Annotated in this window: 14 protein-coding genes; 5 read left to right on the top strand and 9 right to left on the bottom strand. The window is 58.8% G+C overall.

Annotated features, from left to right (window positions below; genetic code table 11):
• Window positions 1–7: 7 nt before the first annotated feature.
• Genes AB1724_06935 through AB1724_06895 form a run of 9 tightly spaced genes read right to left on the bottom strand, consistent with a single transcriptional unit; the run spans window position 8 to window position 9696 of the window.
• On the bottom strand, window positions 8–1408 hold the full coding sequence (locus AB1724_06935; protein ID MEW6077526.1) for a 2-hydroxyacyl-CoA dehydratase family protein: 1401 nt from the start codon (window positions 1406–1408) through the stop codon (window positions 8–10).
• A 2-nt stretch (window positions 1409–1410) separates the two neighbouring features.
• On the bottom strand, window positions 1411–2529 hold the full coding sequence (locus tag AB1724_06930; protein MEW6077525.1) for a 2-hydroxyacyl-CoA dehydratase family protein: 1119 nt from the start codon (window positions 2527–2529) through the stop codon (window positions 1411–1413).
• A gap of 9 nt (window positions 2530–2538) precedes the next feature.
• Window positions 2539–3279, bottom strand: a complete 741-nt coding sequence (locus AB1724_06925) for a hypothetical protein (GenBank protein MEW6077524.1) — start codon at window positions 3277–3279, stop codon at window positions 2539–2541.
• A gap of 9 nt (window positions 3280–3288) precedes the next feature.
• Complete coding sequence (locus tag AB1724_06920; protein MEW6077523.1) at window positions 3289–4071, bottom strand: acyl-CoA dehydratase activase; 783 nt, start codon at window positions 4069–4071, stop codon at window positions 3289–3291.
• Entirely contained in the window at window positions 4068–4910 is an 843-nt protein-coding gene (locus AB1724_06915) for an acyl-CoA dehydratase activase (GenBank protein MEW6077522.1), read from the bottom strand. Before AB1724_06915 ends, AB1724_06920 begins: the two co-directional genes overlap by 4 nt.
• Window positions 4907–6307 carry a 2-hydroxyacyl-CoA dehydratase family protein gene (locus tag AB1724_06910; GenBank protein ID MEW6077521.1) on the bottom strand — a complete coding sequence of 467 codons (1401 nt, stop codon included), beginning with the start codon at window positions 6305–6307 and terminating at the stop codon, window positions 4907–4909. Before AB1724_06910 ends, AB1724_06915 begins: the two co-directional genes overlap by 4 nt.
• 27 nt (window positions 6308–6334) lie before the next feature.
• On the bottom strand, window positions 6335–7474 hold the full coding sequence (locus tag AB1724_06905; protein MEW6077520.1) for a 2-hydroxyacyl-CoA dehydratase family protein: 1140 nt from the start codon (window positions 7472–7474) through the stop codon (window positions 6335–6337).
• Between the two features lie 16 nt (window positions 7475–7490).
• Window positions 7491–8966, bottom strand: a complete 1476-nt coding sequence (locus AB1724_06900; GenBank protein ID MEW6077519.1) for a hypothetical protein — start codon at window positions 8964–8966, stop codon at window positions 7491–7493.
• A gap of 4 nt (window positions 8967–8970) precedes the next feature.
• The gene (locus AB1724_06895) at window positions 8971–9696 is read right to left on the bottom strand and encodes a GntR family transcriptional regulator (protein ID MEW6077518.1); all 726 of its coding nucleotides are present in this window, start codon (window positions 9694–9696) and stop codon (window positions 8971–8973) included.
• A gap of 273 nt (window positions 9697–9969) precedes the next feature.
• Here AB1724_06895 and AB1724_06890 point away from each other — a divergent pair, with 273 nt between their 5' ends.
• The 5 genes from AB1724_06890 (at window position 9970) to AB1724_06870 (ending at window position 14394) form a co-directional block, all read left to right on the top strand.
• Window positions 9970–10392, top strand: coding sequence for an ACT domain-containing protein (locus AB1724_06890; protein ID MEW6077517.1), 423 nt, complete (start codon window positions 9970–9972; stop codon window positions 10390–10392).
• 94 nt (window positions 10393–10486) lie between these two features.
• Window positions 10487–11638, top strand: a complete 1152-nt coding sequence (locus AB1724_06885; GenBank protein MEW6077516.1) for an ABC transporter substrate-binding protein — start codon at window positions 10487–10489, stop codon at window positions 11636–11638.
• Between the two features lie 85 nt (window positions 11639–11723).
• A complete protein-coding gene (locus AB1724_06880; GenBank protein ID MEW6077515.1) occupies window positions 11724–12626 on the top strand; it encodes a branched-chain amino acid ABC transporter permease in 903 nt (300 codons plus the stop codon).
• Window positions 12627–12628: 2 nt separating this feature from the next.
• On the top strand, window positions 12629–13636 hold the full coding sequence (locus AB1724_06875; protein ID MEW6077514.1) for a branched-chain amino acid ABC transporter permease: 1008 nt from the start codon (window positions 12629–12631) through the stop codon (window positions 13634–13636).
• On the top strand, window positions 13633–14394 hold the full coding sequence (locus AB1724_06870) for an ABC transporter ATP-binding protein (protein ID MEW6077513.1): 762 nt from the start codon (window positions 13633–13635) through the stop codon (window positions 14392–14394). The genes AB1724_06875 and AB1724_06870 overlap by 4 nt, the downstream gene beginning before the upstream one ends.
• The last annotated feature ends 7 nt before the right edge of the window (window positions 14395–14401 follow it).

The following is a 14401-nucleotide window of genomic DNA, read 5'->3' as shown; positions in this document are numbered from 1 at the left end:
TCTCCCGTCATATATCCAGGCGCCGGGCCTTCATGATGTTTTCCATGAAATGGTTGACCTGCTCCAGAATGCCGTCTCTGGAGACGATGCGCGGGTCGCTCAAATCGTAGTTGATGATCAGCAGGGGCAGTTTGTGTTCCCGGCATTTTTCCCGCAGCACGCCGTTTAAGGCGGCCGTGTTTTTACAGCCTACGTGGCCGGCCACCCAGAGCATGTCAATGTCGAACTGCTTGATCATGTCGAAAATATCATCCAGATAGTTCTGGGCCGGACCGCGGGTGTGACGGGCCATGGGACCCTCCATGATGTTCATGCCCAGGCCCCGCAGCATGGTCTCTTCGGAGGAGGTGTCGATATAGGGTTCCCGGCGATTGTAAGACATGCTGTCGATAATCAGCGATACGCCGTAGGCGGTTTCCGCCCAGTTAAACAGGTCCACGGCATGCAGCAGCGGCGGGTTCCACAGCAAAGCCCGGTACTTTTCATTGGGAAGGGCGCCTTTTCCGGACTGAAGGTTTTTCCGGGCCAGATCGCACAGGCGTTTGAACAGCAGGGTGGTTTGTGGCTTTCCCGGAGACACGTTGGCGCCCCAGAGATGGCTCAAATAAATCGGTTCGGCGGCCAGCGGCGCCGGCCGGGTTTTGAGCATGTCCCAAAGCTCCAGTTCCTGCTCCACCATGCGGTTCCGTTCATTGCAGATGGCGGCCAGCCTGTCCCAGTTCATTTTTCCCGGGGTGTGGGTCTCCAGCCAGCGGATAAGCCGCCGCAGTTCTTCCGTAAAATAGTCTCTCGCCCGGTCGTTGTAGAAATGATGGGGAATGTCCAGTCGGAACGTTGGCAGGTTAAGGGTGCGCTCAATCAGGGTATAGGACGACATGCCGCCGTCGCAGGGCAGGTTGGAGGAGATCAGCGCCAGGCCCGGGGGTAGCTCACCGGCCAGGACGAAACCCATGGTGCTCTTGGGCAGACTGCAGACATCCGGCGGCACGCCCGCGTTTTCCGAGCGGTCGATGTATGGTTCCACGGCATGGGGATCGATCATGGGCAGGGCGATGCCCAGGAGTTCGGCCATGAACGGCGTCAGCCCCATGGCCCGAAAAATTTCCGGCGGAACCATGTCCTCGTGAATGATCAGCCGTTCGCCCCGCAGGAACATGTCGTCCAGAATTTCGACAAACCCCTTGACCACATAGGAAATCACCAGCAGGGTGGCTTCATAATAAGCGTCATCCCGGTTTTTTCCGAATTTTTCGTTTAGCAGGTTGGCCCGCAGCAAGACCTTCATCCAGGGATAACGCTCAAGATTGCGAAGGGTTTTTATCGGACCGTTGCGCCAGCCCATGCCGGCGATGGCCGTCCAGTTCGAAATCACGTGTTTGGCATATAGCGTCGAGCGGACAAGGTTCATTATTATTTTCCCATGCTTTCCAGAAAGGCCTGTACCCGGGTCTGAAGCTGTCCCAGGCCGGTGCCGCTGTATTCCCGTTCCAGAGATAAAACCCGGAGACCGGATTCCCGCAAGGCGGCCACCAGCGAGGCTGACTCGACGCCCCAGGTGTCGCAGAATTTGATAAACTCCAGAAGGATGCCGTCCACTCGGTAGGCCGCGGCCGTGTCCACGATCTGTTTCAGCCGCCGGTCAAAATCCTCCATCATGCGCGGGCAGGAGGGGGCCAGCAGCGTGTGCTCCGCGATGGCGCGAAGCGGAGATTCCGCCGGACCAATGGGATCCAGCCCGGGGATGGAGCCGGTGCAGAACCGGTCGGCCACCACCACGGCGCCGGTGGATTCGATGGTATCGATATAGCGGGGATCGTCCATCTGCCCGCCGACCAGCATCAGCCGGGCCCGCGGGGCCTTGATGTTTTTCCGTTCCCGGACGCTGTCCCGAAAGGTTTCGATGGGTTTCCGGATCAGATGGCGGGGAGAGGTGAAAGCCGCCAGCATCATTTTATGAAATTCCGTTCCTGACAGCGGCGGAAGGTCTTCTTTGCGGCGCTCGGCAACGGAGGTCAGCAGCCCGACAAAGTTATTGTAATCGGCAATGGCCCGGGCAAGATCGTCGTCGGAGATGGTCAGGCCAAAGTGAGTTTCAAGCCGCCCGATCAGAATTTTCAGCTCCTCCAGGAACCAGTCCAACCCTTCTTTTCCGGCCCGGTGCGGCACGTCGATGATGTGGGAAAAATCCGGGGACAGCAGGTAGGTCATGTTGTCGTTCAGCCGCCGCAGGTGGTCGCAGCTGGCGGCATGGACCCAGCCGCCCAGAAAGTCATAGCGAAAATCCATGGAAAATTCCAGCAGGCTGCGGGTGTAGGAGCAGGTCAGCTTGGACAGATAAATATCGGCCAGTTCCGTTCCGGACGCTCCCGGAGCCCGCATTCGGACAGGAAACAGCGGCGGAATTGACAGCAGCACGGACGGGACGTAGCTGCACGTGTAGCCGACGGCGATGCCGCCGTTTTCCATGGCCTGCTGGACCAGGGGGCCGGCGGGTTCTTCCAGAAAAGGGTCAAACAGGTTGGTTTTCATCCGACACTTTCATCCGCTGGTTTTTGTTTTTTCCTTCATGGCCTTGCGCATGCTGCGCAGTTCCGACACATCGTCACAGACCGGCTTGAATTCGCAGGACGAACAATCAAAATCCATCTCCTCGACCATTTTGTTCATGGCGCCGGTGATTTCCGCCACGCCGTCGCCGATGGTCTTCAGGGCCAGCACATCCGCTTCGGTCGAGGTGACAAAAACGATTTCCACGCCCCGGACATAGGGCTTTTTCCTCAACTCCCGGATTAGGGAGCCGCCCAGCAGGGCAAGGGAAAAGCCGTCAGCCACCGCTTTCCGGCTGATCCGGCTCCACTCCCGCTGGTACTGGGATACCGCCCGCATCATGTAGCCGGCCAGGCTGACATCGTACTTGGCCAGTTCCATCTCCCGCCAGCGATCGTAGCTGTTGGTTTCGTCAAAACCGGAAACCTCCACCAGAACCGCTTTACCAAAAGGGGTCAGCGGCCGGGTTTCCCGGAAGATGTCCGGTCCGATCAGGTGGATTTTGCCGTGATCGACGGCGGCGGGGCGGTCCGTCCACAGCAGAAACGAGGTGGCGGCGGTTTTAGGGCTGCCCAGCTCCACGGCCGTGTCGGCCGACAGCACCAGATTGCTGTTACCGCCGGAAGGCCAGTCCGGGTCGGGCGCGGCGGTAAACACCATTTCCGGCGATTGTCCGGTCCGGGTGCCAAGAAACGCCCTGATCTGCTCCAGGTGATGATCAAACAGGCCCATGTGCGGACGTCACTTTCCGGCCGCCAGTTCCGCGGCGAACAGGGCGGCGCCCAGGGCGCCGTTGATCTGCGGATCGATGGGCAGGGCCTTGACCGGAACCCCCAGTCCTTCGGACAGGGCGTTGAACATGCCGCTGTTTTTGGCCACGCCGCCGGTCATGACCACGTCTTCGTGAACCTCGATGCTTTTGGCCAGGGATGCCACCCGGTTGGCCATGGCATGGTGCAGGCCGTTGATGATATCGCGGACATCCCGTCCTTCGTTGATCAGCGAGACCACCTCGGTTTCGGCGAAGATGACGCACTGGTTGGAAATCCGGATTTTTTCCTTTGCCTGCGCGGAAAGAGCGCCCATCTCTTCCAGCTTCACTTCCATCGCCCTGGCCATGACCTCAAGAAAACGGCCGGTGCCGGCAGCGCATTTGTCATTATAAATATAGCGGGCGACGTTGCCTTTTTCATCGATGCGGATGGCCTTGGCGTCCTGACCGCCGATGTCGATGATGGTGCGGACTGACGGCAGGTTCCACCAGGCGCCCTTGGCGTGGCAGGAGATTTCGGACTGGGTCGAAGCGGCAAAGGAGATATGATCCTTGCCGTAACCGGTACCGACCGCGGCCCGGATATCCGACTGGGAAACCCCGGCCTTTTCAAGGGCCAGCCGCAGGACCTCGTTGGCGGATTCCGCCGGATTGGTTTTGACGCGGATCACTTCCTGGCCGATTATTTTATTGTCTTTTAATATAACGGCCTTGGCGGTCAGCGAACCGATATCACAGCCTGCTGTAATCATATCTTTTCTCCCTGCTGCCCATTGAGTTTTTCAAACGCGAATACCGCCGCTCCAATGGCGCCCGCCAGTTGGGGATCGGCCCGCCTGATTTTCCGGATGCGGTGCCCGAGAATCTTTTCCAGGGTGGCGACCACGCCGCTGTTTTTGGCCACGCCGCCGGTCATGCAGATCTCTTTTTCCACCTTGATGGTGTTGGCCAGGATGGCCACCCGCTTGGCCATGGCGCTGTTGATGCCGGCGCCGATATCTTCCAGCAGGTACCCCGAGTTCAGGTACTTGATGACATCCGCCTGGGCCCAGACCGTACAGGTGGAGGCCAGCATGATCGGGGAACGCGCCCGGGCGGACATTTCTCCCAGCTCATGGATGCCCACATTCAGGACATCGGCCATGACCTCCAGAAAGCGGCCGGTGCCCGAGGCGCATTTGTCGTTGGTGATGAAATTTTCCACTTCGCCGGCGTCATTTAACTTGATGGCCTTGCAGTCCTGACCGCCGATGTCGATCACGGTTCTCACCGTCGGCACCATCCAGCGGGCGCCTTTGCCGTGGCAGGCGATTTCCGAGCGGGTTTCGTTGATGAAGGGTATTTTATCCCGGCCGTATCCGGTACCGACGGAATAGGCGATCTGGTTCAGTGTTGTCCCGGCCGCCGCCAGGGGTTTGTCCATGGCCGCCGCCTTTGCGGCCGACCCCAGGGCCTCATCCATGGCCGCCATGGCCGACTCCTCGGGCCGGGCCTTGGAGCGGATGATAGCTGATCCGATAATTTTCTGGCCGTTCATGATAACGGCCTTGGATGTCAGCGAACCGACATCGCATCCGGCGACAATACTCATAGCAACCCCCTTACGGTAAAAAATTCTTCCAGCCGGGCTCTGGTGTTTTCCCACGATTCCACCCGATCGTCAAAAGCGTCGTCATACATGATAAAAGTCGGATATCCCATTTTTTCAAGATCCCGGGCAAACGGTTTGACCATGCCCCAGGTGTTGCGGCAGCCCGGCGTGCCGTTGTAGATGATGCAATCCGCCTTGTAGGCCCGGGCCACGGCCAGGGTTTCGTCCAGCCACATGTTGGGCTGGTCATAAGGACCGCGGATGGAACGGACCATGGGCAGGCGGGCGTTGAGCTGGGCGATGCTGTTGAGCATGGCCTCCTCGGAACTGGTGTCCATTTTATAGGCCGACCCGTCGATGTCTTTGGTATAGCCCGTGCCTTCCATGAAGGTTTTGGACAGGATGGAACCCAGGTGAGAGAGTCCTTTGTAGTCGAGCCATTTCCAGAAGGTCATGTCCACGGTGTAGTGATCGATATAACACATGAACAACCGCTTTTTCTCGACCCCTGATTTCAGGCCGCAGATTCCGTTCTCCAGGTTCCGCCGGACGGCAGTCCGCATTTTTTCAAGGGCCGTGGTGTACTCGGGCAGGCCGGAGCAGATGAAGCGGCCGGCGTAGATGAACATGTTGTACAGGGGCGGCACCGGACTGGGAACGGCCATCTGCATGTCTTCCATGTCGGCGATGATGGTGTCCTGCTTTTCCACTTCCAGGAGAACGCGTTTGAGCCGGTCGTAATCCATCTTGTTGCCGGTCTGCTCCTCCAGGAACGTGATCAGCGCCTTGAAATCGTCGATATGATACTGGCTGGTGCGGCCGTCATTGAGTCGCTGGGGATAGTTGAGCTGGAAGAAGGGTTTGTTGAGGTAGTTGGAGGCAAAGGCAAAGGCATTGGCGTTGGTGTCGCAGACGCCGGGCGTGTCGCAGACCATGAAGTCGGGTTCTTCTCCCAGCCCCGCGAAATAGGCGCCGATGGCGCCTCTCTGCGAGGAACAGGAGGTTTCCGTCAGGCCGGCCTCGCAGGCGAAATCCAGGTAGTCGAAGGCGCCGCGTTTCCACATCATGCTGGCCAGGGCGGTGAGGATTTCAAAGGTCACCGGCACGGCGTCCACGGCATAAAGGATCGCCGGGGAAAAGCAAAAGGTGGTGGCGGCGATTTTTTTCCCTTTCTGGTGGGCCGTCAGCAGGTTATCGAAGAATTTGGCCATCATTTTCAGAAACTCCGCGCCCGGCTCGCCTTCCCCCAGAATGGCCTCCAGGGGGCCTTTGAAGTAGGGCACATACCGCAGCAAAAGATCCCTTTCCTTGACCGTACCGTCCGCGGCCAGAGAAGCCGCCGCGACGCCGCGGTTCATCATCCAGTCAAAATTATATTCCTTTACTTCCGCTCTCATACCCGTCCTCCTGAATTTCGGTAGGTTCTATTTGGAGATTCTCTCCAGAAAGGCCTGAATTCTCATCTGCATGCGGCCGGTGTCCGTCAGCGGGCCGTATTCCCGTTCGATTTTCAGGCAGGGAATGCCCGCTTTTTCCAGGTCCCGCTCCAGCAGACCGTGTTCCGATCCGTGCAGGTCACAGAAACGGATGTTCTGCATGATGACGCCGTCGATGGCGGCAGCGGCGATTTTTTCCTTGAGGATTTCCAGTCGCTCCGGGTACTTGCCGAACATCCGGGGGCAGGTACACTCGCCCAGATAGCTCTCGGCCATGGCCATGACCGGATCGCCGGTTTCCGCCACCAGGTTTCCCTCGTAGCGCACGCCGAAGCAGAGGTTTTCGGCCACCACCAGGGCGTTGGGATTTTTTTCGATCAGCTCGACGATCTCAATGTCGTCGCTGATGCTGCCGATGACCATGAGCCGCTTTTTTCCGGCCGAAACCGGCGGTCGGGTCTTGAGGCTTTCCAGGAGCCGGCCCAGTTTTTCCGTGTACACGTCCCGGGGCATGACCGTGCCGGCCACGGTCACGGCAAACGCCTCGGTCCCGGTAATGGGCACGTCGGCCCGGGTACGGATCTCCTCCAGCTCCCGGAGCATCTGCCGGCCCTGGTTGTAAAGCGCGATGGCTTTTCGCAGGGCCTCGTCGCTGATGGAGAGACCGAAGTGCTTTTGCACGAAATCGATCAGATACCGGATTTCCTCCTGGAACCATTTCATGCCGTGGGGCAGGGTCTTATGGGGTACGTCAAAATAATAGAAAAACGGCGGCACGATTCCCTGGTAATCCTCCCCGGCCTTCCGCCAGCATTCGTCCAGCCGGCGCATGGCGTCGCAGCCGGGGGTAATGATGGCGCCGTCCAGAAAGCGGTATTTGCCCTTGCCGGCCAGCTGCAGGATGCATTTGGGAAAAGAGCAGATAAAGGGGCCGAAGTAGGCGTCGCCGATATCCATGCCTTCGGTTTCAATGCCCCGGATGCGGACCGGCAGAATATCGGCGGCGAAGAAAATTTCCGCCGGCACATAGGAACAGGTGTAGCCGACGACTTTTTTACCGCTTTCCTTCCAGGCCTGAATCGACTGGTTGAAAATGGTGGTCGTGGCCTCGTAAAAAGAATCAAACATTATATTCAGCCTCCCTTTACTTGAGTAAATCAGCCAGCGTCTTCCGTGCGGCTTCAGCGGTATCCTCGAATTCGTCATCCTCGGCCGTCAGGGCACTGAAGAGCCCCCGCGCCAGACCGGGGACGACGGCCCGGGCCAGCGGCCGAAGGGCCTGGCCGACCACCGCTCCGGTTGTTTCCATGAGCTGCGAAACACCGTAGAGATCCAGGGCGTCAACCAGGGCTTTGGCCTTGTCTTTGATTTCTTCAGGCCGGGCGTCAAGCAGCCGGGTCAGGAGCGCGGCCGCGGAATTTATAATACTGGCGCCTTCCTGAACATCCAGTCCGGCCAGGGAATGACCCATCGCGCCGGTGATGGCCTCGGGAACAAACCCCTCCAGGGTGGACAGCCGGTGGCTGATGGCCCGGATGCGGGCATTGTGAACCGCGCTGTTCGAGGCCAGGATGCCGGTCAGTATGTCCGGATTGTCCGCCAGGACATCCGTGAGAGCGCAACTGGCCTGGCTTTTCAAATCCGCCAGCGCGCCCCTGGCTTTCCACAGCACGTCACGGTTTATTCCTTTGAAAACGGCATCGAGCACGGTGGACAGATCGTTGGGCAACTGGGGTGAGCCGGGCTCGCCGATCAGGGCGCAGCCCACATGAAAGCCCCGGATCATTTCGGCCTGTTCGTTAATCAGCCGGGCCACCGCCCGGGCGTCCGTTTCTTTTAAAACGGAGAGCAGGACGTCGGCCACCATGTCGGGAGTGCCTTTTTCGTTGAAGGAGCCGGCTGTTTGGGCGATGGCGTCCAGGGCTATATTAATGAAGGAGGGCAGCAGAACCACCAGCGAGATCACCTTGGCAGGGTATTTCCACAGGGTCGTATTGATCATCTGGACCAGTGTGGAAATTCCCGGGGTGCTGGATTCGAGGACCTCTTTTAGTTCGCCGAAGTCCATGTTACGGAGCCATTTTTCAAACTCCGGGGCCAGAACGCGGGCCAGGAACCCGGGTTCGTTTTTATGAATGTCGTTTACGGCGCGCAGGCAGGAGGTGATCAGGGTGGCGCTTTTGCCGGTGGAAAGATCGCGGATGATCGTTTCGATCAGCTCCTTTTTCACGTTCACGTCAAGGCTTTCGATCACTCCGGCGGTTTTCGTCAGCACGGCCAGCACGCTGCCGGCCATTTCCCCGGCCTGGGCGGAGGCCCGGCGTGCGAACCCCGGATCGCCCGCAAGCGTATGCAGTTCCGGCGCCTGGGCCAGCCCTTGTTCATCCAGCATGGCGTTTCTGATGCTACCGCCGGCAGCAGCCGCGACGCTTTTCCGGAAGGTGCTTCTGGCCATGCCCGCGCCGGTTCCGCTGACCGCCCACAGGCGGATCAGCTCGGGGATAAGGTTTCCGGCCAGCAACCGCATTTCTCTGGTGTTGCTGATCTGCTCCAGCAGTTCCCGAAAAGCCGGGTTTTCCGTTGCCCCTGATGGTAAAGAGAATTTTTCTTGTTTTTCCATAATGTTATAATTGCTCCCGGTGTTCGTTTGATTTGACGGCAGGTTCCCTGACGGTGCTGACCGGCAGGTCCTTGATAATCTGAAGTCCGGTTTCCAGTGTTTTCAGGGCGACCTCTTTTTCCTTGGTGATGTATTCAAAAACCGTTTCCACGGCCATGTTGCTGTTTCCCTGCTGCAGATAGCCGTTGCCTCTTTCGATAACCGCCAGGTTTTCATACAGGCTTTCTCTACGCAGCGTAAACGTCAGATATTGCATGCGGCGGACACCCGGCAGCAGATCCAGAATCATTTCCTCCAGCAGCGGGTCCCGGGCGGCCTTCAGACAGGCCAGGCTGAAATCGAAAAAGGCCGTGTAATAAGCGTGAATATCCTTACGGCGCACGGCGTCGGCCGCGTCAAGGACGGTCTGGTTGATCTTTCGCAGGTCCTCCGGTGTGCTTTTTTCCGTACACTCTTTGGCGGCCAGCATAATCAGGGCGCCGGTAATATTGTAAAGAGAGGTGATGTATTCACTGGAAAGGCCGGTGACCTTGGTTCCCTTGCGCGGGGTCTGTTCCACCAGCCGCTGCTTTTCCAGTAACTTCAGTGCCTCGCGGACCGGGCTGCGGCTGACCTGGAGATCGGCGGCCAGTTGCGCTTCACGAATGTTTTCGCCCGGTTTGAGCTCAAACCGGATGATTTTTTCCCGGATGTGGTCGGCAATCTGTTCCGGCAAACTTTGTGCGGCCATGAATGTCATTGAAGCAGCCTTTTCTTTTGACTGTCAACAGTCGATTGTCGACAAAATACAACCTGGTTTTTTGATTGTCAACAATAAAAACGGGTTCTCCTTCCGGATCCTCCTTGAAAAAAACTGTAAAATATTGACAGGACTGACCGATCCTGTTATAGGCAAAGGGTATAAAAGCAGTGTCTTTATCATTATAACTAAACATTTCAAACAGTCCGGGGGATGGACAGCGCCTGCTGACCTTTTACCCCTGAACGGATAAGGACGATTATTTTGACTGCCCACAACAGGATTACCCAGCTTTCCGTGTTTCTGGAAAACCGGTCCGGCCGGATCGCCCATATTGCCACCGCGCTGGGAGAGGCCGGTGTGAATATCCGGGCCATGGCCCTGGCGGACAGCTCCGATTTCGGTATTCTCCGACTGATAGTGAACGACAACGAAAAAGCCCTGGCCGCATTGAAGGAGCGGGGCTTTATCGTCAAGCAGAACGAAGTGGTGGCCGTGCAGGTTCCGGATGAGGCCGGGGCCCTGGGCCGGACCTTGGCCGGGATCGAGGAGCAGGGCCTGAATATCGAGTACCTGTACGCGTTCATCGAAAAGCCGGGGGAATCGGCCATGCTGATTTTCCGCTTTGACGACGTGGATCGGGCCATCGCGCTTCTCAAGGGAGCCAACATCCGGATGCTGGAGTAAAAACCTCGCGAACGCGGATAGCTCTTGAAAAAAGGGCTTTCCCGGCGGGGCGGCCCCGGGTGAAACCATAATAACGATAAAAGGGAGGAAGGGAATGAAAAAAACAGTTCTGGCATTGGCAGTAGGATTGGTTCTTTTAACCGTTTGGGGTGGAATGGTTTATGCCGAAACCGAAGAAATCCGGATCGGCTGCCTGTTTGCCGTGACCGGCAAAGCGGCCTGGCTGGGTGAACCGGAAAAGAAAACCGCCGAAATGCTGGCCGATGAAATCAACGCCGCTGGTGGCATTAACGGCCGCAAGATCAAACTCATCATTGAAGACGATCAGGCCGACAATACCCGGGCGGTCACCGCCGTCAAGAAGCTGATCGAGAAGGACAAGGTCTGCGCCATCATCGGACCGTCGGTTACCGGCACCACCATGGCCATTATCCCGATCATGCAGGAAGCCAAGATTCCGCTGGTCTCCTGTGCCGCCGCCGCCGCCATTGTTGAACCCGTGGCGGAAAGATACTGGATTTTCAAGACCCCCCAGAAGGACAGCGACGCCGTCCGCCGGATTTACGAGCACATGATCTCCAAGGGCATCAAGGACGTGGGCCTGATCACCGCCACCAGCGGCTTTGGCGATGCCGGCCGCACCCAGCTCAAGGCCCTGGCCGCGGAATACAAGATCAATCTCGTGGCCGACGAAACCTACGCGCCCACCGACACGGACATGACCGCCCAGCTGGTCAACATCCGTAAAGCCAATGCCCAGGCCGTCATCAACTGGTCCATCGAGCCGGCCCAGGCCATTGTTCCCAAAAACATGAAACAGCTGAATCTGACGATCCCGCTGTATCAGAGCCACGGCTTCGGTAACATCAAATACGCGGAAGCAGCCGGCGAAGCCGGCGAAGGAATTATTTTCCCGGCCGGCCGGCTCCTGGCTGTCGATACCCTGGCCGCCGATCATCCCCAGAAGGCGGTTCTGACCGAATACAAAACCAAATATGAAGCCAAGTTCAACGAGCCGGTCAGCACCTTCGGCGGACATGCCTTTGACGCCCTGCACATTGTCGTCAACGCCCTCAAGAAAGTCGGCGATGACCCGGCCAAACTGCGCGACGCCATTGAAACCACCGAGTTCACGGGCACCGGCGGCGCGTTCAAGATGTCGGCCCAGGATCACAGCGGGCTGGACAAGAACGCCTTTGAAATGCTGACCGTCAAGGGTGGAAAGTTCGTGGTGCTGGAAGACTGATCGCCGTTTCTGCGGCAAGAATAAGACGCGTGGGGGGAATACGCTCCCCCCACGCGTCTTTATAATTATAGGCAGAAAAACCATAATGGATAGCGGCGGCCAGTTTTCCGATTTCCTGCAGTTCCTGTTCATGGGCATCCAGCGGGGCTGCATCTACGCCATGGTGGCCATGGGGTTCAACATCATCTACAACGCCACCGGCATCATCAATTTCGCCCAGGGCGAGTTCGTGGTCCTGGGCGGGCTGATGATGGTCACCCTGACCATGGTCCTGCCCCTGCCCCTGCCCGTCGCCTTTATGCTGACGGCGGCCTTTGTCATGGCCGTGGGCGTGCTGATGGAGCGCGCCACCATCAACCCGGTGAAAAACCCCTCGGTGCTGCGGCTGATCATCATCACCATCGCGGTATCCATATTGATAAAGGGGCTGGCCATGCTTTTCTGGGGTAAGGAGTCCCGCCACATGCGGCATTTCTCCGGTGAAGAAAGCCTTCATGTGCTGGGCGCCACTATTCTTCCCCAGACCCTCTGGATCATCGGCGCCCTGGTCCTGACGGTGGGCCTGTTTGTTTACTTCTTCAATTACACCATGACCGGTAAAAGTATGCGCGCCTGCGCCATCAACCGGGACGCCGCCCGGCTGGCGGGCATCAACGACCGCAACCTGATCATGCTGTCCTTCGCCCTGTCGGCCGCCATCGGCGCCATTGCCGGCATCATCATCACGCCGGTCATTCAAATGGATTACGGCCGGGGGGCGCTACTGGGCCTGAAAGGCTTCGGCGCGGCCGTGGTCGGGGGACTGGGCAACAGCTTCGGCGCCGTGGCGGCGGGCCTGATCCTGGGCGTGATCGAGGCCATGGCCGCGGGATACATTTCCTCCCATTACATGGACGCCGTGGCCCTGCTGATTCTGCTGATCGTTCTCTTCGTCCGGCCCAGCGGCATCTTCGGGGACCGTGAAGCGGCGCGGTTCAAAGAGTTCTGACCATGGGTGCGAAACACTATATTGGACTGGTGGTGCTGCTGCTGCTGATCCTGGTCACGCCTCAGGCCGTGGGCAACGACTACTACCTGGGCATGCTGGTGTTCGCCGGCATCAACTGTCTGGCCTGCATCGGCCTGTCCCTGCTCATGGGCTACGCCGGGCAGATCTCCCTGGGCCACGCGGCCTTCATCGGCATCGGCGCCTATGTCTCCGGGTACCTGACCGTAAAAATGGGCGTGGGAATCTGGCCGGCCATGGCTGCCGGCGTGGGTGGCTGCGTTTTGATGGCCCTGGTCATCGGCATTCCCGCCTTGAAGCTCAAGGGCCACTATCTGGCCATGGCCACCCTCGGCTTTGGTGAAATCCTCTATATTGTGGCCGTGGCGGCCACCGGCATCACCGGCGGGCCGGAAGGAATCAACAACATCCCCCGGCTGCGGCTGTTCGGCCTGGCGCTGGATTCGGACACCCGGTTTTTTTATTTCACCTGGGCGCTGGTCTTTGCCGGCCTGTTTTTCGCCTTAAACCTCATCCACTCCCGGGTGGGGCGGGGGTTGATGGCGGTCCACGGCAGCGAGGACGCGGCCGGTTCCCTGGGGGTCAACACCGCCCGCTACAAGATCCAGGTATTCGTGTTAAGCGCCATCTACGCCGGCATCGCCGGAAGCCTTTACGCCCATTACGTCAACTACATCGATCCCGGGCCTTTCGGGGTCATGCATTCGGTGCTGCTGGTCACCATGGTGGCGGTGGGCGGCATGCATTACATCTGGGGCGCGGTCGGCGGCGCGGTGTTCCTGTCCCTGCTGCCGGAACTGCTTTCCCTTCTGTCCGAATATTTTGAAGATACCGGCATCCAATACCAGTCGGATTACGACACCCTGATTTACGGGGCCATCCTCCTGCTGGTCATGCTGTTTCTGCCGGAAGGGATCGCCGGCGGGCTGGCCGATCTGGCGGAAAAAACGAGAAAAATCATGGATTCACGGGGAGCCGGGACGGAAAAGTGAGCGGGCTGATTCTGGAAATCCGGTCCCTGTGCAAGGTTTTTGGCGGGGTCGTGGCGGTCAACGAACTGGACCTGGCGGTGGCCCAGGGCAGCATCACCGCCATCATCGGACCCAACGGCGCCGGAAAAACCACGGTGTTCAACATGATCACCGGCTTTATCCGGCCGACCCGGGGCGCCATCCGCTTCGGCGACCGGGAGATCCAGTCCAGTCCGGTATACGCCATCGCCGAAATGGGGATCGCCCGCACGTTTCAGAACGTTCAGATCTTTCCCAACCTGAGCGTGCTGGAAAACGTCATGGTCGGCCGTCACCTGCAGTCCCGGTCCGGGTTCCTGGCCTCGCTGCTGATTCCGCCGTTTTTCCGGCGCGAGGAAAAAGAGATCCGGGAAAAGGCCGCCCACTGGCTGGATTTTGCCGGCCTGGGAGAGCTGGCGCGGCTGTCGGCGGCCAGCCTGCCCCTGGGCAGCCAGCGGATTCTGGAGATCGCCCGGGGACTGGCCATGGAGCCCCGCATGATTCTGCTCGATGAGCCGGCCTCGGGGTTGAACGCGCGCGAAACCCTGGCCATGGGCGAACTGATCCGGAAGATCCGGGATATGGGGATCACGGTGGTGCTGGTCGAGCACGATATGGAACTGGTCATGGACATTTCCGAGCAGATCAACGTGATCAATTTCGGCAGCCTGATCGCCCGGGGCACCCCCCGGGAAGTGCAACTCAACCCGGAAGTGATCGCCGCCTACCTGGGCGAATGACGGACTT

The organism is Thermodesulfobacteriota bacterium (assembly GCA_040753795.1).
In the GTDB taxonomy this organism is placed as follows: Bacteria; Desulfobacterota; Desulfobacteria; order Desulfobacterales; family Desulfosudaceae; genus JBFMDX01.
Note: the sequence above shows the minus strand (reverse complement) of the source record. Positions and strands in the feature narration are given on the sequence as shown.